General features: G+C 41.3%; 12 protein-coding genes. 7 read left to right on the top strand and 5 right to left on the bottom strand.

The genetic code is table 11. The features are described 5' to 3' along the window. Positions 1-198: 198 nt before the first annotated feature. A complete protein-coding gene (locus R8P61_02525) occupies positions 199-2,823 on the bottom strand; it encodes an FtsX-like permease family protein (protein ID MDW3645918.1) in 2,625 nt (874 codons plus the stop codon). A gap of 6 nt (positions 2,824-2,829) precedes the next feature. Beyond that, positions 2,830-3,168, bottom strand: coding sequence for a helix-turn-helix transcriptional regulator (locus R8P61_02530; protein ID MDW3645919.1), 339 nt, complete (start codon positions 3,166-3,168; stop codon positions 2,830-2,832). A gap of 944 nt (positions 3,169-4,112) precedes the next feature. Here R8P61_02530 and R8P61_02535 point away from each other — a divergent pair. From R8P61_02535 to R8P61_02545, 3 genes are all read left to right on the top strand, one after another. After that, positions 4,113-4,562 carry a MarR family transcriptional regulator gene (locus tag R8P61_02535; protein ID MDW3645920.1) on the top strand — a complete coding sequence of 150 codons (450 nt, stop codon included), beginning with the start codon at positions 4,113-4,115 and terminating at the stop codon, positions 4,560-4,562. A 225-nt stretch (positions 4,563-4,787) separates the two neighbouring features. Further along, entirely contained in the window at positions 4,788-5,819 is a 1,032-nt protein-coding gene (floA, locus tag R8P61_02540) for a flotillin-like protein FloA (GenBank protein MDW3645921.1), read from the top strand. A gap of 34 nt (positions 5,820-5,853) precedes the next feature. Continuing rightward, positions 5,854-6,255, top strand: a complete 402-nt coding sequence (locus R8P61_02545) for a hypothetical protein (GenBank protein MDW3645922.1) — start codon at positions 5,854-5,856, stop codon at positions 6,253-6,255. Between the two features lie 531 nt (positions 6,256-6,786). On the opposite strand, the gene recA is transcribed toward R8P61_02545, so the two are convergent. From recA to R8P61_02560, 3 genes are all read right to left on the bottom strand, one after another. Next, positions 6,787-7,851 carry a recombinase RecA gene (gene recA / locus R8P61_02550; GenBank protein ID MDW3645923.1) on the bottom strand — a complete coding sequence of 355 codons (1,065 nt, stop codon included), beginning with the start codon at positions 7,849-7,851 and terminating at the stop codon, positions 6,787-6,789. A 146-nt stretch (positions 7,852-7,997) separates the two neighbouring features. Continuing rightward, positions 7,998-8,822: a peptidylprolyl isomerase gene (locus tag R8P61_02555; GenBank protein MDW3645924.1), complete on the bottom strand. Its 825-nt coding sequence runs from the start codon at positions 8,820-8,822 to the stop codon at positions 7,998-8,000. Between the two features lie 77 nt (positions 8,823-8,899). Continuing rightward, positions 8,900-9,277, bottom strand: a complete 378-nt coding sequence (locus tag R8P61_02560) for a co-chaperone GroES family protein (GenBank protein MDW3645925.1) — start codon at positions 9,275-9,277, stop codon at positions 8,900-8,902. An 895-nt stretch (positions 9,278-10,172) separates the two neighbouring features. Between R8P61_02560 and R8P61_02565 the strand changes: the two genes are divergently transcribed. The 4 genes from R8P61_02565 to R8P61_02580 all read left to right on the top strand — a co-directional run bounded on the left by R8P61_02565 (position 10,173) and on the right by R8P61_02580 (position 21,406). Further along, positions 10,173-13,391 carry a zinc-dependent metalloprotease gene (locus R8P61_02565; protein MDW3645926.1) on the top strand — a complete coding sequence of 1,073 codons (3,219 nt, stop codon included), beginning with the start codon at positions 10,173-10,175 and terminating at the stop codon, positions 13,389-13,391. Positions 13,392-13,612: 221 nt separating this feature from the next. Continuing rightward, positions 13,613-18,406 carry a PKD domain-containing protein gene (locus R8P61_02570; protein MDW3645927.1) on the top strand — a complete coding sequence of 1,598 codons (4,794 nt, stop codon included), beginning with the start codon at positions 13,613-13,615 and terminating at the stop codon, positions 18,404-18,406. A gap of 9 nt (positions 18,407-18,415) precedes the next feature. Further along, on the top strand, positions 18,416-19,507 hold the full coding sequence (locus R8P61_02575; protein ID MDW3645928.1) for an RluA family pseudouridine synthase: 1,092 nt from the start codon (positions 18,416-18,418) through the stop codon (positions 19,505-19,507). A 237-nt stretch (positions 19,508-19,744) separates the two neighbouring features. Then, entirely contained in the window at positions 19,745-21,406 is a 1,662-nt protein-coding gene (locus R8P61_02580) for a glycerol-3-phosphate dehydrogenase/oxidase (protein MDW3645929.1), read from the top strand. The last annotated feature ends 94 nt before the right edge of the window (positions 21,407-21,500 follow it).

A 21,500-nucleotide genomic window follows, 5' to 3' on the forward strand; every position in this document is an offset into this window, starting at 1 on the left:
CTCAATAACATGAAGAAAGCATTGAATTGTGATCTCTTGAGCAGTAGGTGTGTTACATAATCACTGCTTCATCGACTAGTTGTATCCTGCGAGTTCTCAATTGTAAGGTCTGGAAAGCAATTCAATATTTCCCCCTCCAGAACCTTAAAAAGATGTTCTTCTTTCCTGGATCAATCCTGATGCTACCTTCGACTTGATTTATTCGGTCCTCAAACTTCGCACAGGATTGATAGATGCTGCTTTAAGGATAGTCATGCTGGTGACGAATAGGCCCAGGAAACAAATGAATAGCGCTGGCAGGAAGACTGAGGAAAACCCAACAGAGATGTGATAGTTAAATGCTGCTGAGAGCATGGTTTCAGTCAGAAATGATCCTCCCAGAGCTCCTAAAATGGCTGAAATGCATAAGATGAGTGCAAATTCACGATTGATTAATGCAAGGATGTTTCCCATACTTGCCCCTAATACTTTTCGAACACCAATTTCCTTTATTCTCCTGGCTACATTAAGGCTGGCTAATGAAAAGATCCCCGATATAGATAAAATGATTCCTAAAAGGGAAAGGAAAAGGAAGATTTTTCCAAAAACTGTATTTCCATACTTAAGATCCTTAAGTATGATGTCATGCTGATACCTGCTTTCAAAAGGTATGTTGGGGAAATGTTTGTGCCAGCTTCTTTTCAATTGCGAATGGACTTCAGTCAGGTCATTAGCTTGTGTCCTGACCACCATCATCTTATAGTCGGCAGGATCTGAAAGGTAAAATATATAAGGCTCATCCATTTTTGCCTCGTCGGGATTCTCAAAGTGGTTATTGATAATCCCTACAATTTGTCTGTTGGTCTCTTGAAACTTTAGGGGTTGAGAAAAAGGATCTTTCATGCCCGTTTTCTCCAAAAAAGCTTCATTAACTAATAATGCCGTTTCTTTATCATATATGCTGTTTGTCTTTAAGCTCCTACCCTTTATCAGCTCAAAACCCATAGTTTCTACAAAATTTTCGCCTACATCCATTACCCGCACATCAAAGGGCTGGCTTCCTATTTCCACATGACTTTGCCAGGAGCTACCTATATTAGAAACAGTAGCTCCTACACTCTCTACCTTGGTAGATGTAATGATATCATTTGCTATGATTTCTAATTGTCTTTCCTCCTGAATAGGGAGGGTGATGATCTGATCTATGGGATACCCATAATCTATGTTTTCCTGAAACTGGATATTCTGAAAGAACATTATGCTTGCAATGAAAAAGATGACAGTTAAAGAAAACTGAGAACTAATTAAAATTCTATTCACCCAATTCGTTCCTTTTAGCTTGATAGAGCCTTTAAGTAAATCGGTGGGATGAAGGCGACTATTGTATAAAGCAGGATAAATTCCGGCTATCAAGGCGGCCAAAAATATGAGGATAATTAAGCTGATGAATAAGTTGAGTCCATTTAGGTCTTCTAATCCATAATTGAGATTCACTAAGCTGATGAATTCGGCTACAATCCAATAGGAAAATATCAGGCCGATGAGCAAGGAAATTATCATCGTTAGCCAGGTTTCAGCCAGAAACTGCCCCAAAATTTGATGTCGCATAGCACCTACGGATTTTCGGACTCCGATTTCCTTAAATCGTTTGCCTGTCATGGCTATAGAGGTATTTGTGAGGTTGAAACACGCGATGAGCAAAATCATCAGGGCCATAATCCCCAGAATGAGTAAGGGTAAGGGTCCATTCCTGAGAACAACATACCCACTACCTATCGCTTCGTCATTAAAGTCTGAATGGAAAGCTTCCAATTGATAAGCTTTAACCTCTACCTCTTTCATCGCTTGATTGCGAACAGCGATATATTTATTCAATTGCTCACTGAGCTGTGGAGCCATGTCATTAGAAACCAATTTTAGAAAAGTAGAGGGCTCCTGCTTGATAGACCAATCATTGGCTTGCAGGTCATATAAATCAAGGTAATTTTCAAAGGCTAGCAAGGCCTCAAAAACAAAGCTGCTATTGTCCGGTATTTTGTCTAAAATACCTCCTACCGTCAAGTCGATTTTTTTATTGTTTTGGAAATGAATGGTCAAGACTTGGCCCATAGCCGATGCATCTCCAAATAATTTCTGAGCAAGTTCATAAGAGAGGAAAATGCTATTTCGATCTTTAAAGTTTTTGGGATTTCCACTCAACAATGGAAAGTCAAATAGATCAAAGAAGCTCCTGTCAGCAAAGCTAATTCTCTCTCTAAAGCTATTGCCTTCTTCCGTCATTATATTTCCTCCGTCAAAAATATATCGGCAATACTGCTCAATTCCTGAAAGCTCTGCTGCTGCCTCGGAGGCCAAAGGGATGGGGGAATTAATGCTTTCTAGTCTGTTAGCTGTTTTAGTCTCAATATGCTTATGGATTTTAAAAACCCGATCCATCTTTTCGACATCATGGAAATCGTCAAATTCGGTATTGTAGGCAAGAAATAAATACGCACAAATACAGCAAGCCAGGGAGATGCCAAGCCCCATGGTATTGATGAAATAAGTGAATTTGTTTTTGGCGAAATGCCGAAACGCGATTTTTAGATAGGTTTTGTACATGGCAATGTGGAGGGGATAAATCTGTTGGACATTAATCAATGCAAATGGCCTGAGATAGAGAATTACCTGATACCAGTAATTGAGTATAGCCTTTGTACGAGTCGAATTTTCTAGCTTATAGCAGAACATTTCGTACAAATCGCCTTCTACCTCTTCGACTAGTTCCTCTTTTAGAAACCAGAGAAGGAATCTTTTCGCATACTTCGGAGGTTCAGCTTGATTTGATTTCGTTTTAGGATCCATGCTTATTCAATTACCCCATTGTAAATTATCGATAGTCAAAGGTGGATACCGTTTCCACAGAGATAATTTGAAATCCCGTGAGAGGATCAAGGCTTCTTGCCCTAAAGCTGTAATCGTATAAACTCTTTTTCTCCTTCCGCCCCTTTTTGCAGTAGCTCCACCTACTTCAGAGTTTAAAAAACCTTTCTTTTCCAATCTATTTAGGGTTGAATGCATAGCTCCAACTGATATGCTTCTTCCCATTTCCTCCTTTAGCTCTTTGACTAGGTTGAATGCATATGCTTCCTGACCAAGAATTCCTACTAGCAGAAGAGCTGTTTCTTCAAATTCTCCTAAACGTTTCATTTCTATTTATTCTATTTTGTAGAACAAATATAAATAGAAATTTTTTGATTTGCCTTATATGCATGTTTGCAAGGCATGAAGAGTGCCTAAGTATCCCCTATTTTGAGCCTTATAAATCGAGTATGCATTTTTCAAATAGATGTACTCTATATTTTAATTTATCTCATAAAAGCTGAGCATAATCCTGATTCAGGGGAGTTCAATTATGCAGCTTTAGGTATCATACAAGCTAAAAAGCCTGAATACTCAAAGTATTCAGGCTTTTTGCATTCAAATGCTGCTCACAAGGGCTTGAAAGTCGCTGATAGCGGAGTATTATCCTGGGCTAAGGAAATATTGTTGATAATACATTTAAGGATAAAAAAATATCAGAATAATTAATCCGTTTTAAGGGATACAAATTTCGGCAATGTATATTTAGAAGAATTTTGGTATATTTATGACGTTGAATTGAATAATTTATTCTTTTTTGAATAAAATATATTACGGAAATATGTAGTATATACGATTTCGTTGAATATTTTAGATTAAATTATTATTCAACAATTTAGTTCATTGATAGACAACTATTTAGAAGGAAACACAAGCTTTCTAGTCAAATTTAAACCGAATAGCGTCTGGCTTTCATAAACTGGTTTTTTATGTTGTGATCTATTTTCATAACATGAATTAGAAATCTGGCTATGCTCAGATTTTTAATGTGAGACATATTACGCTATTTGGGAATGCAAAAGAAAAATAATAGTCCATTAATTGGTATATTATATAAATAGAAATTTACAATTGTTTTGGTAATTAGGAATTTTTGAACGATATTTGTTTTGATAATAGTAAATTCAGCAAACAGTTATATTCTGTGAATGGATAAGTCAACCTAAGTAAAACAACCTAAGAATCACATTTAGTATGAAAACATAAGCTGTAATTGAATAAGTTTAATCCTAATGAATACTGTGAGTAAATTGTTTTCAGAGCCGAGCGCTATCCGATTGGAGCGCACGCTGAAAGAGCTGGTCCTAGCCTTTAACAACCAGCGCCTTGACATTCTTAACCGCTACAAAGTTGGTGAACTCGAAGTCGATATCATTCGTTTTCTGGAGGAGCACGAACAAAAGAAAATGAAAGAAGTCGGAGATTACTTTAAAATCAAACTGAGTACACTGACTAGCACCATCGATAAACTCGAAAAAAATCGACTGGTCAAAAGAAAAAGTTCTAAGGAGGACAGAAGGGTAATTTATATTAAACCTACCCCCAAAGGACAGGCATTGCTAAATGATTTGGTCAATTCCACGCATGATGTCGCAGAACAAGTGATACATGGCATTAAAGGACCAGAGTATGATGCTGCAATAAAAGTGCTTGACAAAACCCTTGATCTTATGAAAAAGTAGGGTTCTCTTTGGCGGATTCTATTCCCCCTTGAGTTTTTAAAAATTTAAGATTTATGCTTGAATGCTTGATCCCAATCTGGATCGGGCATTTTTTTTTATCCTTTATTTCTCCAGAATGAAACATTTAGGGAGTGCCTTGAGAATACCTATATAGGGAACGTAATTATATTTCGGACTTTCCCTTTAATAGAAAAAAAATCTGTAATTTGTTGAAAATTAAGGATAATGGACATTTTGTTATTAAATACAACTACCAACATCCTCTGGGGCTTAGCTGTCATAGCTGGCATAGCTTTATTGGCCCTCCTGTATTTCGTTCCTGTGGGCTTATGGATCACCGCTCAATTCTCTGGAGTACGGATAGGGATTTCCCAGTTGATTGGGATGAGGCTGAGAAGGGTACAACCGAAGGCAATCGTTGATGAACTTATAAAAGCGAATAAAGCCAATCTAAGTGATGTTCGCTTCAATGCTCTGGAGGCCCACTACCTGGCCAAAGGAAATATTAATCTGGTTATTGATGCATTGATATCTGCAAAATTTGCAGGTATTCCACTGACATTTGAACAGGCAACCGCTATTGACCTTGCTGGTCGAGATGTGCTGGAAGCTGTAAAGGATTCGGTAAATCCTAAAGTAATAGATTCGCCTGCGGTAGAGGCTGTGGCAAAAGATGGAATCCAGTTGATTGTTAAAAGCCGGATTACCGTGAGGGCTCAGTTGAATAAACTGGTAGGAGGAGCTGGAGAAGAAACGGTTGTTGCTCGGGTAGGGCAGGGGATTGTTGCAGCCATTGGTTCTGCAGAGTCTCATGAAGATATCCTCGAAGACCCAACCGTGATTTCTGAGTACATCATGAACCAGGGCTTTACCGCTGGTACGGCTTATCAGGTACTCTCTATTGATATCGCAGATATTGACATTGGTCGCAGTATTGGTGCGAAACTGAAGGCAGAAGAAGCTGATGCTGATCTTCAGGTTGCAAGAGCCAAAGCGGAAGAGAAGCGCGCAGATGCTGTGGCAGAGGAACAATATTATAAAGCACGAGTTCAGGAAATGAGAGCTAAACTCATAGAAGCCGAATCGCAGGTGCCTCTTGCAATTGCAGAAGCATTTCGATTAGGAAACCTAGGGGTTATGGACTATTACAAGTTGGAAAACCTGGATGCTGATACCAAAATGAGAAGATCATTCTCCGACCTTGAATCCGAATCTCAAGTAGATCCAAATGATAAGCCGGACACTCCTAAATCCTAGCTTCCTTTACGGATTGATTTTCCCTCTTCTATTCTTGCTACAACCAATAGAGCTACAGGCTCAGGAAATTGGCTACAATGAAGCTAAAATTGTCTTTGGTGATCAGAAGATTCTGAAGTTTAGAAAGTACTCTCTCGAGCTCCTGGATGAAAGTAAAGAAGAGTTACGGCTATTAGCCAAGATGATCAATACTACACCCGGATTGGTGAAAGACAATCTCCTCGTAATTCAAATCTTTAGTTGCGAAAAGGAACTCAATGTAAAACCGTATCTGGGGGTTTGCAGAGGACAGGTGATTGTTGACTATTTGGAACAACAAATTGGTATGCCCCGAAAGAAATGTCTCATTCAGGATGGAGGGCCAAATAGCTATGATAAGGAATGTCTGGCAGGGAGTGGAGCAAATATTTACCTCAAGCCTGGTTGGAAAGGCTAGGGGAGGAGACCTGGTCATTATTCGCTTTTTCTTTTTCCAATTTAATCAGGAATCTTTCTTCCAGCTATTCTTTTTCCCTTTCTGAGACTTTCAGAAAGGTCCCCTTTTCCAGCATCTTCAAGCTGATACTTGCATAATGGGTTGCATCGACCTCTATGACATCTCTTGGGCCCCTGAAATAAGGGTCTATTCATAGATCTCAATAAATAGTAGGAATATTAGCGCATGGCCGCCTTGGAAAAGCTGTAATAATGAAAGTGGCTTCAAAGCTGTTTAGGGCAAGATGTTAGACTTGCTCGCCTGATTGTGATTCTTATAGAATTCTAATTTTCAAAACCACATATTATTTTTATTTAGCGACAAAATGGGCAGGTGGAACCTATAAAAAACATGAGCCCTCTCGAGTATACGAGAGGGCTCATGTCTAAATATCAAATAAATTCGGATTGTATATGTATCCTGAATTTGCTTTTACTCCTGCAGCGCTGATCTTTCAACTCATAAGTTCAGATTCAACCCTAACTAATTTCATCAGGAGCCTGCCTCAGCTTCAGCTTCTTTCTTCTTGGAAGCTTTAGCTTTTTTGGGACTTTCCTCCCTGAGACCTTTAGCAACTAATACTTTGTGCTTGATCTCTTCCATAAGCTCGGGATTATCACCAAGGATATCTTTTACCTTATCCCTGCCTTGTCCAAGCTTGCTTCCATCGTAGCTAAACCAGGAACCTGCTTTTCCTACAATGTCGAGTTCGACAGCAAGGTCAAGCACTTCGCCTTCATGCGAAACTCCTTTACCAAACATGATGTCAAATTCAGCAATACGGAAAGGAGGAGAAACTTTGTTCTTGACAACTTTTACCTTCACACGGTTTCCGATGCTATCTGTACCATCTTTGATCTGAGCGATCCTTCTGATATCCAGTCTAACGGATGAGTAGAATTTGAGTGCATTACCACCGGTAGTGGTTTCGGGATTTCCGAACATAACTCCGATTTTCTCCCTCAACTGGTTAATGAAAATACATACACAGTTAGTTTTGGAGATGGCTGCAGTCAGTTTTCTAAGGGCTTGAGACATCAAACGAGCCTGAAGTCCCATTTTGGATTCTCCCATTTCTCCTTCAATCTCTGCCTTGGGAGTAAGAGCAGCTACTGAGTCAATGACGATAATGTCAATTGCACTGGAGCGAATGAGGTATTCTGTGATCTCTAATGCCTGCTCACCATAATCCGGCTGAGAAACATAGAGGTTTTCTGTATCGATTCCGAGTTTTTCCGCATAAGTACGGTCAAAGGCATGTTCTGCATCTATAAATGCAGCTAATCCTCCATTCTTTTGAGCTTCTGCTATCATGTGCATAGCCAAAGTCGTCTTACCGGAAGATTCTGGTCCGTAGATCTCAACGATACGTCCACGGGGAATTCCGCCTATACCGAGAGCGATATCCAGGTTCAAAGAACCTGTTGAGAGAGCAGCGACATCCACGATTGGGTCATCGCTAAGTTTCATTACTACTCCTTTGCCGTAGGTTTTTTCCAGTTTATCTACGGTCATCTGGAGTGATTTCAGCTTATCTGACATTGCATTTTGCGCCATTGCTTTGCTGTTAAAAGGGTTGAAAACTGATTAGGTTGAAATTGGTTGAAATTTCTTTTGATCTGAGTCTTTTCAGATCTTTGTGTTTCCAGGTAGCAAGGATTTATTAAAAATCCTTTCAGGTGCTTTATATTATGACTGTATTACTAAAGTACTTCAGCCGATAATATTCTGATCGTATCCTTAGGTACATTGTAGGTGCTGGTAGGCATTTTAGAGATATCCATAACGATATCCATTCCTTCAAGTACTTTCCCAAAAAGGGTATAAGTAAAGTCCAGATGAGGTGTTCCTCCCATTTGCATATATAATTGCTTTTGCTTGATGGGATAGGAGAAATCAGTGAAATTCTCTTTTTGGAGAAAATCCTGGAAACTTCCTGAAAAACTACTATCAGCAAGGCTTTGCTGGAATTTCGTATAAAAATTCCCTCTTCTGAATCCCGTTCCCACAGTTTCCATCGTATCAAGAACTGCTGCATTAACTGTTTTTCCTGTAACGATATAAAACTGACTCCCTGCCGACTTTCGCTCTTCATTCTCCTCATCAGATTTCCTCGCAGCGCCTATCATACCTCGGGTGTGTACTAACTCTTCTCTAAATTCAGCATCGAGTTCATAACCGGGGCCTGCTTCCCTGGAAGTATCTATACCTCCATTTCGATAGCGAGGATCACCACTCTGGATCATAAAATCATAAATGATTCTATTAAAACTAAGACTATCAAAGAACCCACTCCTTGCCAGTTTTAAAAAATTGGCCTTATGCCTGGGAGTTTCGTCGAATAGTTTCACATGGATATCCCCGAGATCGGTATGAAGGATGACATCCGCCTTTTCCGTGGGTGCTTTTGTCTCAGGGCTCTTTTCCCCACAGGCAATGAGGCTAAACCCTATCATCAAATAACAAAAGTAGCGGGGACATTTATCCAAAATGCTAACTACTTGTGCAAATAAAGAAATAAAATCCATAATTCCTAGCAAAAATCTGCAATTATGTTATTTTTATTAGTATGTTCTACGTATTTTTTAGCCAGACGCAATTATTTTTAGGAAAAGAGGGATTCGTCGCGCTCTAGCATTAATATCGAGTTTTGGGATACTATATAATACTTTTCCCCTTCATAGACGACTTCATAGGCTCCTTTCTGTAAGAATATCGCAAGATCTCCCTCTTTCGCCTGAAGGGGTATATATTTAGTAGGATCTTCAATCGCTTTCCATGCTTCATCCTCCGTAGGAACAGGAATCGGATAACCCGGCCCAACTTTCATCACGTATCCACTACGAACTTTCTCTTTTTCCAACACCCCCGGAGGTAAATAAAGTCCGGTTTCTGTTTTCTCCTGGGCAGAGCGGGGTTTTATAAGAATGCGATCCCCAATGATCACAAGTTTATTAAGTCCTTTTGATTCTTTATTATTCATTTCTGCTAAGGCAAAGAAAAAATTATCCTTTGACAAAGATAACAAAGCTGAGGACAAAGGAAGAAGAAATCCAATGTTTGGAATTTCTGAAAATGCCAGGCTGAAGAAGGCTATATATGCTTAATTCTATAAGCTCCCCTGTCTAAAGTGTTATGCATGCAGCATATATTTCACGAAATACAAAGAAATGAATGAAAAAACTCTATATTGAGAGTAAGGCATTGATTAACAGTTGATTACAAGGGGTTTTCTTGTCGGATGTTATCGATTTTATTTTGTCCGGCCAACGACAATCCCGCTTTTTTTGGATTTTTTTTAAACCTATAGCCTATGCATTCGTTCTTATAAATGTATAGGAAGTCGGATTGTATTTTGAATAATTATTCAAAATCAACAAAAACTTAGCGTTTTCTATTGCTTTATGACTAATTGTTAATATCTTTAGTCATTAGAAGTTCTTAAATCATACTTTTAGCTACTTGTTTAAATAACTTGAATAAAGTTCTGGCATTTTTAAATACTTGTATTAAATTTGCGTTATAACACAGAGTTTTATTAAATTCGTAGTTAATATAAGTCTTCGGACTTCACCAAATTAAGAAAATACGTCCTTCGGGATTTTAAGATATTGTGTTTTCATGGTTGTGCTGTAGGGACGGCTCTTATTGAGCCGCTCCCTATTCTTTTTTGGTGAAAATCTTACCTTTCAAGCCATATATAATTTTATTAGATCAATTACGTTTTCTTTGGAAAATACGGCCCGATTTTTGATCTTGTGGCTTCTGCCTTTTCAACCTTTCGTATTTCGTACAGAATGCTTTTGTAGTCCTGGACCATTTCTATAGCTGAAATGTACACCAGGATGATTGATCGTAAAAAATTTAGGAAAATCCCTATGATTGGTTTTAACAGAACATTAATTGTTCTGACCATCTTCTGTATGTCCTGGCAGACTTCTCTCCTTGCTCAAGATGCTGACTTAAATGATATTCATACACGTCGGTATCTTGAGGATATAGCTTACCAACAACGTGTGGATCAGATAGAAGCGTTTATTTATCGCAAGAAACTGAGTGGCATGGATGGTGAGAATATATCTGGGCGCGGTGTGTTAACTATACCTGTCGTCGTGCATATTATGCACAAGCCTAGCGACACCGTACCTAATAATTCCAGTTCCAACATTACAGACGACAGGGTAGTTCAGGCCATTGCTGACCTGAACGAGCTCTTTTCGAACTCTTCAACTTTTGGGGGATCTCCCCAATATACTGATGCAGGTATCTCCAGTGTGGATACAGAAATTCAATTCTGTCTGGCGGAATTTGATCCCCAGGGAAATCCTAGCACGGGAATTACGCGCACAGCTACTGACCTAAGTGATCTCAAAAGAGATGATGCTTGTCCCGGTCAGATTATTAATCAGGATGAATGCCTGAAATCTTTGAGCTTCTGGAATTCAAATGATTACCTCAATTTATGGGTAGTCAATAGCATTTGTACAAGTGCTAGCGGACTGAATGCAGAGTGTGGCCTGACTGGTTATTCCTATAGTGCTGCTGCACATGGACAGACCTATGATGGGCCCGTATTGATTTCAAGTGTTATGGGCGCTGCTTCTGAAGATGCTGCCTATGTCGCACATGAAGTTGGGCATTATCTCAATCTGCTGGATACATACTATGACCCTCCAGGTCCCAAACCACCCTGCACCAACAACAACTGTTTGTTGGATGGAGATAAGATTTGTGATACTCCTCCTGATTCAGATCCGGCCGCAGCTTCCTGCTTTGCAAATGAGCGTGTGAACTCCTGTTCGACGGATCTCGATGATCAAAGTGCCAACAATCCTTTTTCAACAGATGTCCAGGATATGTATGAAAATTACATGGACAATGCTGATGCGGGATGTCGCAACACGTTTACAGCCGGACAAAAAGACCGGATGAGGATCACCCTCTTAGGGGTGCGTTCCAGCCTGCTTAGTTCCAATGGTTGTGATCTTAGTATTACAAATGCTGCATTGGTAGCCGTAGAAAACCCGGGCGATATCTCCTGTGAGGCAAATTTGAGTCCTCGCGTAAGAGTAGCTAATACGGGTAGCAATGTGATCGGCTCTATCCTTTTCAGTGCGTTTCTGAACAATAATAATATTGGCTCATACACTTGGACAGGGAATCTCCCTGCAGGTGATACCCTGGGCATTACCCTCAATCCTTCCAGCCCGATAGCCGGAAGAAATGATCTGAGGATTGTAATTGATGAGGTGAATGGAAGTGCAGATCAGGATGAGCGGGATAATTTCTGGATCATGAATTTTATAAACGCCAATCATGGCCCGCTGATTCAGGAATTTCCATACTGTGTAGATTTTGAGGATCCAATTACGATAGAAGATTGGTTACCCGGAGATCTGGACGGAATCATTGGATTTGATTCTTTTGATGGATCAGTCTGTACAAATGCGGGAAACAATAGTTTACGCTACAATACAAATGGCCTCTGGAATAATGGTTCTGGACCGGTTGCTTCAGCAGGAGGGACTCGTGATTTCTTCATTGGGCCTCAGTTTGATTTGACAGGATATGAATCAGCATATATGGAATTTGATGTTGCCTTTAAGGAGTATCGCATAGAGAAAGCTCTGGCGCTGCGAGTTTGGGCGATTGATGATTGTGGGAATGCATATAACCTGATGTATGAAAAAAATCAGCAGGCCCTCCAAACTTCAAGTACTCCTTATGATCCTTTCATCCTTGGATGGGAACCCGCTTCCTGTGCTGACTGGCGAAGAGAGAGTATCTCTCTGGATGCTTTCACAGGAAAGGTGATAAGAATTGTTTTTGATGTGGTTCTGGAATCTGATTTTAGTCAAAACTTCTATCTGGATAATATTTGCCTGGATGCGATAAAAACTCAACGTTTTTGCACACTCCCTGAAAATATTCCTGATACACCTGGAAATTATGTTGCAACAGATGTCTGTACAGATGCTGAAGGATGGGTGCATTTTATCAAAAATGCAGCTGCCCAGCCTCGGACCACAGAAAATCTTTTATTGCTTTCCATCAAAAATCCTGAGGCTCTAGGGGTAGAACTTATCCCGGAACAGGTAAGAGTAAGTATTGCTCCGGAGCACGGAAGCAGTGCATATGATATGAGTGATGCTGATTATGCAGAAAATATGCATGGTTGGTTTGTGGGAAGTCGATATTTCCACATAGATACTAAGCATATACCATCTAGTCCCTTAGAGATAAGAAGCTATTACTCCGGAAAGGATTTTGAAGACCTCAATTTGAGTTTGGATAGCGAACGCAAAATGGAGGACGATCGTCGCTTGTCAATTTTTACCATTGGACCTACGGCTAATGCAAATCCTGAAGAAGGTCATGCTTCTGTAAATAATGATGTATTTAGAGCTTATCGTAAAGGACCAGAGGCTTCGGCTGAGACCTGGAAATGGGTAGACCATGGTAGGTACAGATCCGCCAGCTTCTTAGTGGAAGAACTCGGATTTGGGGGAATTGGTAGTGGAGGCGAAGGCCTTGGCTATGGCCCAGGATATCCGGTCGCTTTCAAGAACTTCTATTTCACCCAAAACCTGGGGAGTGTAGAATTGAAGTGGACCCTGAGTAAAGAAATAAATACAAAATTATTAGAGATATATCGTGCTGATGTGAATGGAAATGAGGAGAAGCTGCAGGAATTTCAGGCAGCAGGTGATAGCGATACGGAAACTAGCTATAACTATACGGATATACCCAATACAGACGAACCTGTGAAATACTACGTCAAAGTAGTTCACAATGACGAACTCGAGATTCTTTCAGAAACGATTACAGCTGGCCTTAACAGAGGCGATTTTGTAAAAGTTTATCCCAATCCTTCCAATGGTAAATTCAGTTTGGATGTGGTTGCTGAGGAAAATGATAAGATAGAGTTTATCGTATTAAATGCCTCCTGGCAGAGGTTGTATCACTTAGCATGGCCTTTCAATGGTTCCAATCCGGAAATCGATATATCCCACCTGCCTCCCGGAGTGTATTTTTATGATGTTTTGATTAGGGAAGAACGTTATATGGGAAAAATAGTATTGATGCCAGGAAAATAGAACTAGTATTGCTTTAACAATTGTTCAAGTTTCTTTCTTGACAATCCTTCTTGCATTCTTACATTTCCAGGGGAACCATTAGCTCTCATTTTTCATGTGGTACGTTATTTCTTATTAATTTGAATGTCGTTTATTTTCTTATTGGAGAAATTATTCATTCAAAGAAGAAAATTACATGTAATTAAATAAGAAATAGGTCTGCGCAGCTAATAAATTAATCTATGCACGGTAACTCTACAGTTCTGTATCGTATCATCCGTACCCTCTCTTTAGGTCTGATTATCCTTTTGATCACGTCCGGTAAGGCACGTGCTACGCACGCAATGGGCTCTGATCTTACATACCGTTGTTTGGGTGGAGATACATATGAAATCACCTTGACTATCTATAGGGACTGTGTAGGGTCTGCCTTGACACCGACCCAAAATATTGAAATTCAATCGGCCAGTTGTGGAGTTCCAAACTTTATTACCAGAGCCAACCGGGTGAGTATTGTAGAACTTTCTCCCCTTTGCCCGGCTCAGCAACCTTTGAGTACCTGTAATGGAGGCCCCCTGCCTGGTGTAGAGGAACATAAATATTCCTTTATTTATACTTTCCCTCAACAATGTACTGACTGGCAGATAAGCTGGCAATTGTGCTGTAGAAACTTTGCGATCACAAACTCTGTGATCAATACCAATACCAGGATGTACATCGAGTCTTTCCTCGATAACTCCAGCGTTACTTGTAATAGTTCTCCTACCTTCACCGTACCTCCCGTACCTTATCTTTGTGATGGAGAATTATTTTTTTACAACAATGGGGCAGTAGATCCAGATGGAGATTCTCTGGCTTTCGAATTGATCGACCCTTATGATTATATCTTTGGCGTTCCAACGATCATTCCATATCAGCCGGGTTTCAGTGCGACAGTACCCATGGCGACAGCCCCTGTCAATAACTTTAACTTCGATACCCAATCCGGCCAGATTTCCTTTACGCCTAATGGCCTGCAACAGGGAATCGTGGCTCTGTTGGTGAAAGAATACCGCAAAGGAATTCTCATTGGAACTACAATGCGGGACCTGCAAATGGTTGTAATTAATTGTTTCAACCAGGCGCCTACCATCACCCCTCCTTTTAATATAACGGGAGGACAATACAATGGTAATACCTTTTCTGTTTGTGCAGGGAGTACCCTGGAATTTGACCTGGTTGCGACAGACCCGGATCAATTTAATATCCTGACCTTTACTTCAACCCTGGCTCAGGCTATTCCGGGTGCAACAATAACTGTCGCAGGTACCAACCCTCTGCGAATTAATTTTAGCTGGCCGACCAGCATTGCTGATTTAGGCAACTACTTTTTTACCTCTACGATAGAGGACGATGGATGTCCTATAACAGCAAAATTGGTCATCGGTGCCAATATCATAGTTCAGGAAGGGGAAGTACTTCCTACGCAAGAACGAAAGATTTGTCCGGTAACTACGCAGAATATTCAGCTTACCAGTTCTATTCCCAACAATGGAGGAACTTATAGCTGGTCGCCAACTACGGGTCTTTCCAATCCTAATATCAGAAACCCGATAGCATCTGTAGATAGCTCGGCAACCTATACCGTTACTTATACTCCTGCATTTGGATGTCCGATCATAGAGCCTTTTGAAATTACTTCTGAAGGAACCCTGGAGGTGGATACTGATTCCCTCAGATTATGTCTGGGAGATTCCGCTCAATTGCAGGCTTCATTTAGGTTAAATGGTCCACCTGTTCCCGTTACTTTTTCCTGGGAACCGCTTGGAGCGATCAATGATCCTACTTTGAGAAACCCAACCGTTTCTCCTACTCAGACAACGATGTACTATGTCACAGCTTCTACCTTGACCTGTGATTTTACAGACTCTGTCCTGGTGATTGTAGATTCATTGCCGCAATTGAATCCCATCGCAGATGAAAGCATTTGTGAAGGAGACTCGGTGCAACTTCAGGCGACAGGATCTAATGTAGGACAGGCCGTTTACAGATGGAATCCGGTGATTGGATTGAGTGATCCTAATATCGCAGATCCTATTGCCAGTCCTATATCGACAACTACCTATCGAGTAATTGCAGATAATACCTGTTCTTCGGATACCCAATTTGTTACGGTAACGGTTTTTGATCCTTTATTTGCCACGACTTCTATAGTTGATGTGAGTTGCACTGGAGGATCTGATGGATCGGTTACAGCCGTATTGAATGGGGGAGGAGGTAACCCGACCTTTAACTGGCAACCTGGTGGAGCCAATAGTCAGAGAATTGACAATTTACCCGCAGGAACCTATACCTTGTTTGTATCGGATCAGGCAAATTGTAGAGATACCATTGTAAGCACGGTTGCTGAACCAAGTCCCGTCGTGATCAGTCTGGTAGATTCTATGGACATTGCCTGTACGGGTGATTTTAGTGGGATGATTGAAATTGCCGCAAGCGGAGGAACGCCGGATTATGAATACAGCATCGATGGAACCACCTGGTTCTCATCCGGGGTATTTATGAGTCTGGGTGCTGGGTCTTATACCTTCCAGGCCAGAGATGCCAATGATTGTATTGCGAACTTTGGTCCGGTTGTTTTAACTGAGCCGGCTTTGCCAGTTCTGGGAGTTCTGGTAAATCGAATCAATACGGATTGTATAACCTCGGCAGGGGAAATCACCCTGGGAGGAAGCGGAGGAGTTGGACCTTACACCTTCTCCCTGGATGGAATGATCTATACCGCTGATAGTACCTTTACGGGCTTACCTCCGGGTGCTTACCTGGGATGGGTACAGGACAGTCGGGGATGTACGGATACAATATCTGCAATTATTCAGGACATAGCTGATCCTTTCCTTCAAGTTGACTCGATAAGACAAGTTACTTGCTTCGGTGGAAATGATGGTTTTATAAGTGTGGTCGCCGGTGGAGGGATTCCTGCTTACCAATACGCAATCAATGGTGGCCCATTAGGAAATGCTACAAGCTTTCCCAACCTCGTTGCCGGTATCTATACTATTCGTTTGATTGATGCTAATAATTGTGAGTTCACCATTTCAGTTGAAATTTCCCAACCGGATTCTTTAATTCTTGATTTGGGGCTAAAGGAAGATATCGATTGTAATGGAAATAATAATGGATCTATCCGACTGAATGCTAGTGGAGGAACCATTCCTTATGAATTCAATATTAATGGGGGAACCTTTAATTCATCGGATCTCTTTGAAAACTTAAATGCAGGTACTTATAATCTGACGGTAAGAGATGATAATGCCTGTACAGCTGACCTTTCTGTAGATATTCTCGAGCCATTGCCCCTTCAGTTTGGAGGTCAGGGTAGAGATGTCTTGTGTTTTGGAGAAAGCTCAGGAGAAGTAAACTTGAATGCGAGTGGAGGTACTCAACCCTATCAATTCTCATTTGACAATATCAATTTCATCCAGCAGGACAGTTTTAGGAACCTACCTGCAGGATCATATGACTATTATATCAGAGATGATAATGGTTGTAAAGATAGCTTAAGCATTACCTTGACAGAGCCAACAGAGGTAGTTGCAACTTTGGTTGAAGCCGTGGATTTGCTATGTTTTGATGTGCCTTCCGGTAGCATTGAAATTGCTGCGAGTGGTGGTACGGCTCCCTATACTTATTCGAGAAACGCAGGTCAGACCTATGTAGTCTCTCCCTTATTCACCGAGTTAGGCGTTGGGAACTATACCTTATTAGCCAGGGATAACAATGGCTGTGTGGCAGAAGTGACTGCAGACCTTCAACAACCCCCGGATTTAGCGGGAGATGTAATGAAGCAGGACATTACCTGTTTTGGAGATAGTAATGGTGTGGCGGAAGCACTTGTTCAGGGGGGTACCCTGGGATACTCTTTCGAGTGGTCAACTGGAGCTACAGGTCCTCGTGTTCAGAACCTCGGACCGGGCAACTACATTGTGGCTGTTACTGATATGAATGGTTGCCAGATATCTCTAAGTACAGAGATATTCGAACCCCCTCTTCTGGAGTTTGATACCGCAATGATCGAAGACGTAACCTGCTTCGATGGAACGGATGGACGCCTGGAAGTAAGTGTGACGGGTGGTTTGCCTCCCTATAATTTTGATTGGTCTAATGGAGGTACGGATTCTATTCAAATGAATATCCCGGCAGGAGATTATACCCTGATGGTGTCTGATTCTAATAACTGTACCATCGACACCCTCCTGGTCGTCGCTCAGCCTGAACCGATTGTAATCAATCTGGTTGATGCAGAAGATTCCTTCTGTGATTTACCTAATGGTTCGATTACAATTATTGCTGAAGGAGGTACACCCGAGTATCAATACACCTGGTTGACATCTCCCCCAATACAGGGCAATATGCTGGTAGATGTATACGGAAGTCCTACAGCAGGACCTTATACCATGTTGGTGGTTGACGATAATGGCTGTAGAGATTCTGCAACCTTCGAAATAGATGCCCTCCCTGTTCCTATAGCAGATTTTACGACAGATTTTGCACCCCTGGATAGCATTATCATTCCCGGTACCATGGGAGTTAATTTTATAAACCTTTCTCAAAATGCAACATCCTATCTATGGGACTTTGGTGATGGGGGAGGTTCTACAGAAGAGAATCCCAATCATGTCTACGAATCAGAAGGAACCTATACGGTAACCTTGATTGCATATGATGATAATCTCGCTTGTCCGGATACCGCAAGCCTGACATTTACCCTCTTGCCTCCGGGCGCGATTTATGTCCCCAATGCCTTCTCTCCTAATGATGATGGAATAAATGACAACTTTTTTCCTAAAGGTGTAGGAGTAGTTCGGATGAAAATGGATATTTTTGACCGCTGGGGGAAACACCTGACGACCCTAAACAGTCTGGGAGATAGATGGCCTGGTACCAATGCAAATGGAAATCCTGTACAGGAAGGCGTGTATGTTTGGTATATTGAAGCTACCTTGAACGATGGGACTGTGTTTCGAAGGGCAGGTACAGTGACCCTCTTCAGGTAAGCTGATCATATGAAAAAACCCATAGATGCCTTCAAAAGGCATTATTCATCCAAAGAAGAGTTTGAAAGCTTTGATCGAGATGGGGATCATGGGGACGACAATCTCCATGAACACTATACCCTCATTGCTCAAAGTGGGCAAAAACCTGTTCGTGTAGATAAATTTCTGGCGAACCTTCTGCCCTTTACCTCACGTTCTCGCATCAAGAATGCCTCTCGTGCTGGCTCTATCAGTGTCAATGATCAGGAGGTGAAAGTATCTTATAAAGTAAAGCCCGGAGATACGGTAAAATTGATGTTGCCCTATCCTCCGAATCCCAAATTGGAGCCGGAAAATATTCCTTTGGATATCCGATACGAAGATGATTCCTTTATCATTTTGCATAAACCTCCCAAAATGGTCTGTCATCCCAGCTTTGGCCACCGAACGGGGACTTTGGTACATGGGCTTATCTATTACTTTGAGAACCTTCCGGTTTCGCCTAAAGAAAAAGAACATACCCGACCCGGTCTGGTGCATAGGCTGGATCGGGATACCAGTGGCATCATGGTGATTGCCAAGGAGGAATATGCCATGGCTCACCTTTCCAAACAATTCTTTGACCGCACATCCGATCGAACCTATCAAGCCCTTGTTTGGGGAGACGTGAAAGAAGATGAAGGAAGGATTGAGACCCATATCGGGCGACACCCCAAAAAGAGAAAATTGTGGTTTGCTTTTCCTGATGGAAGCGAAGGGAAACATGCAGTTACTCATTACAAAGTGCTGGAGCGCTATGGCATTGCTACTTTGGTCGAATGCAAACTGGAGACCGGTCGCACCCATCAGATCCGTGTACACATGAAATACCTGGGGCACACCCTTTTCATGGACATAGAATATGGGGGAGATAAAATTCTCAAAGGACCCCAGACCAAAAAGTATCAACAATTTATTCGAAACTGTTTTGATATCCTCTCACGGCAGGGACTCCATGCCAAAACCTTGAGTATTGATCATCCCTATAAAAAAGAGCGGATGCACTTCGAAAGTGAGCTTCCAGAAGACATGCAGGGAGTGATCAATAAACTACGTGCCTGGAGCCAAAACTCAACATTATAGGACGGGCTTCACTGTTTAAACACGAATTTTTAATTTTTTTTGCTACTATTTTTCTACTCGAAATGGTTTACGTAATCGATTTCGCTCTGGAAAGCTTGATTTTCAACTAAATAGCAGCTTGACACGCATTGAAAAATAAGCGAACTTTAAAGCTGTAGTTAGTATTTATATAGCAATTTTTGAGGAAAGTAGAGGTGCACGTGGTATTTTGCCTGTGTACCTCACCTTTTTTTTATTATGAATGTTTTTGCAAGCAAGAAGAGACCCAAGCTTCTCAAAAAATTAGCGAATACTACTTATGATCTGCTGGTGATAGGAGGAGGTGCAACTGGCTCCGGGATCGCTTTGGATGCTGCTTCAAGAGGGCTGAGTACGGCTCTGATTGACAAACAGGATTTTGCCGCAGGTACAAGCAGCCGTTCTACCAAACTCATTCATGGAGGTTTACGCTATCTCAAGCAATTTGAAGTTGCTTTGGTTAGAGAAGTCGGGAGAGAAAGAGCCATTGTACATAAACTGGCCCCTCATCTGGTAGTGTCTGAAAAGATGCTCCTTCCCTTGATCAAAGGTGGGACTTATGGAAAGCTTGCAACTTCTTTGGGCTTGATGGTTTATGATGTATTGGCTGGGGTAGAAAGTGTAGACCAGCGTGTGATGCTGAGCAAGGAAGAAAGCCAGGAATTGGAGCCTTTGTTGAATGAAGAATTGCTGGAAGGTTCCGGTTTTTATGCAGAATACAGAACAGATGATGCACGCCTGAGCCTGGAAGTGTTAAAGACCGCTGCCCTATACGGAGCTCATTCTGCCAACTATGTGGAGGCAAATGATTTCGTCTACGAAGATAAATTGGTTTGCGGTGCCAATTGTACGGATCTGCTTACCGGAGAAAGCTTTGAAATAAAGGCTAAGCAAGTAGTGAATGCAGCCGGGCCCTGGGTGGATGAGCTAAGAGAGAAAAACAATTCTTTGGAAGGCAAACATTTATTCCTCTCAAAAGGGGTGCATATCGTTTTGCCACACGAGAAATTTCCGATAAAAAATTCTATCTATTTTGATGTGCCCGACGGAAGGATGCTATTTGCCATTCCCCGTGGAAAGATCACTTATCTGGGGACGACTGATACTCCTTACAAAGGAAACAAGGAAAACCCTCGTACCTACAAGGAGGATGTAGAATATCTCATCAATGGACTTACCCATGTTTTCCCATCCATTCAGTTGAAAGTGGAGGATGTGATTTCCAGCTGGGCAGGTCTGAGGCCGCTGATCCACGAAGAAGGGAAATCAGCCTCCGAAATTTCGCGTAAGGATGAGATTTTTATTTCCGATTCAAATCTGGTTTCCATAGCTGGAGGAAAACTCACCGGCTATCGGAAAATGGCTGAAAGGGTAGTGGATGAAGTAGCTGATCGCTTGAAAAGGAAGTATAAAATAAAAAGTAAGAAATGTAAAACCCACAAGATCATCATTTCAGGTGGAGGTTATTCCAGTGATGAAGAGGTGAAATCTTATATAGAAAAGATTAGCGATCGTCTGGAATCCTTCAATTTTGATGTGTATGTTGCAGGGTATTTGGTCCACAATTATGGGAAACAAACAGATCGTATAATTGACCACTTTATCGAGCAGGAAAATCATACAGAGTTTGGACTTATTTCTTCAGAATTGTGGTACGGATTGAATTTTGAAATGGTAAACGCTGCTATGGATTTCTTTAGCAGAAGAACTGGAAGACTATATTTTAACATACAAAGCATAAAAGATCATAAAGAAGCACTTCTTGCTATAATGAGAGATCATCTTGGCTGGTCAGAAGAAAGATACCAGCAAGAACTCAAATGGGTTGATCAGGCGGTTGAAGAAGCTTCACATTTCCCCCCCGAACCCCAAACAACCTGAAATTCTCTCTAAAAGTCTTGTCAATTATCAAGAACAATTGGCGAGTGATTTTTAGATAGGATTGATAATTTAGCCCCGAGAATAAAGAAAAAAC

This window comes from Bacteroidia bacterium, assembly GCA_033391075.1.
Classification (GTDB): Bacteria; Bacteroidota; Bacteroidia; order J057; family J057; genus JAWPMV01.

Excerpts from the sequence above, each read along its gene's own strand:
- R8P61_02560 (MDW3645925.1), bottom strand. The coding sequence starts at position 9,277 with ATGAATAATAAAGAATCAAAAGGACTTAATAAACTTGTGATCATTGGG.
- R8P61_02555 (MDW3645924.1), bottom strand. The coding sequence starts at position 8,822 with ATGGATTTTATTTCTTTATTTGCACAAGTAGTTAGCATTTTGGATAAA.
- R8P61_02565 (MDW3645926.1), top strand. The coding sequence starts at position 10,173 with ATGATTGGTTTTAACAGAACATTAATTGTTCTGACCATCTTCTGTATG.
- R8P61_02535 (MDW3645920.1), top strand. The coding sequence starts at position 4,113 with ATGAATACTGTGAGTAAATTGTTTTCAGAGCCGAGCGCTATCCGATTG.
- R8P61_02575 (MDW3645928.1), top strand. The coding sequence starts at position 18,416 with ATGAAAAAACCCATAGATGCCTTCAAAAGGCATTATTCATCCAAAGAA.
- R8P61_02525 (MDW3645918.1), bottom strand. The coding sequence starts at position 2,823 with ATGGATCCTAAAACGAAATCAAATCAAGCTGAACCTCCGAAGTATGCG.
- recA (MDW3645923.1), bottom strand. The coding sequence starts at position 7,851 with ATGGCGCAAAATGCAATGTCAGATAAGCTGAAATCACTCCAGATGACC.
- R8P61_02530 (MDW3645919.1), bottom strand. The coding sequence starts at position 3,168 with ATGAAACGTTTAGGAGAATTTGAAGAAACAGCTCTTCTGCTAGTAGGA.
- floA (MDW3645921.1), top strand. The coding sequence starts at position 4,788 with ATGGACATTTTGTTATTAAATACAACTACCAACATCCTCTGGGGCTTA.
- R8P61_02580 (MDW3645929.1), top strand. The coding sequence starts at position 19,745 with ATGAATGTTTTTGCAAGCAAGAAGAGACCCAAGCTTCTCAAAAAATTA.
- R8P61_02570 (MDW3645927.1), top strand. The coding sequence starts at position 13,613 with ATGCACGGTAACTCTACAGTTCTGTATCGTATCATCCGTACCCTCTCT.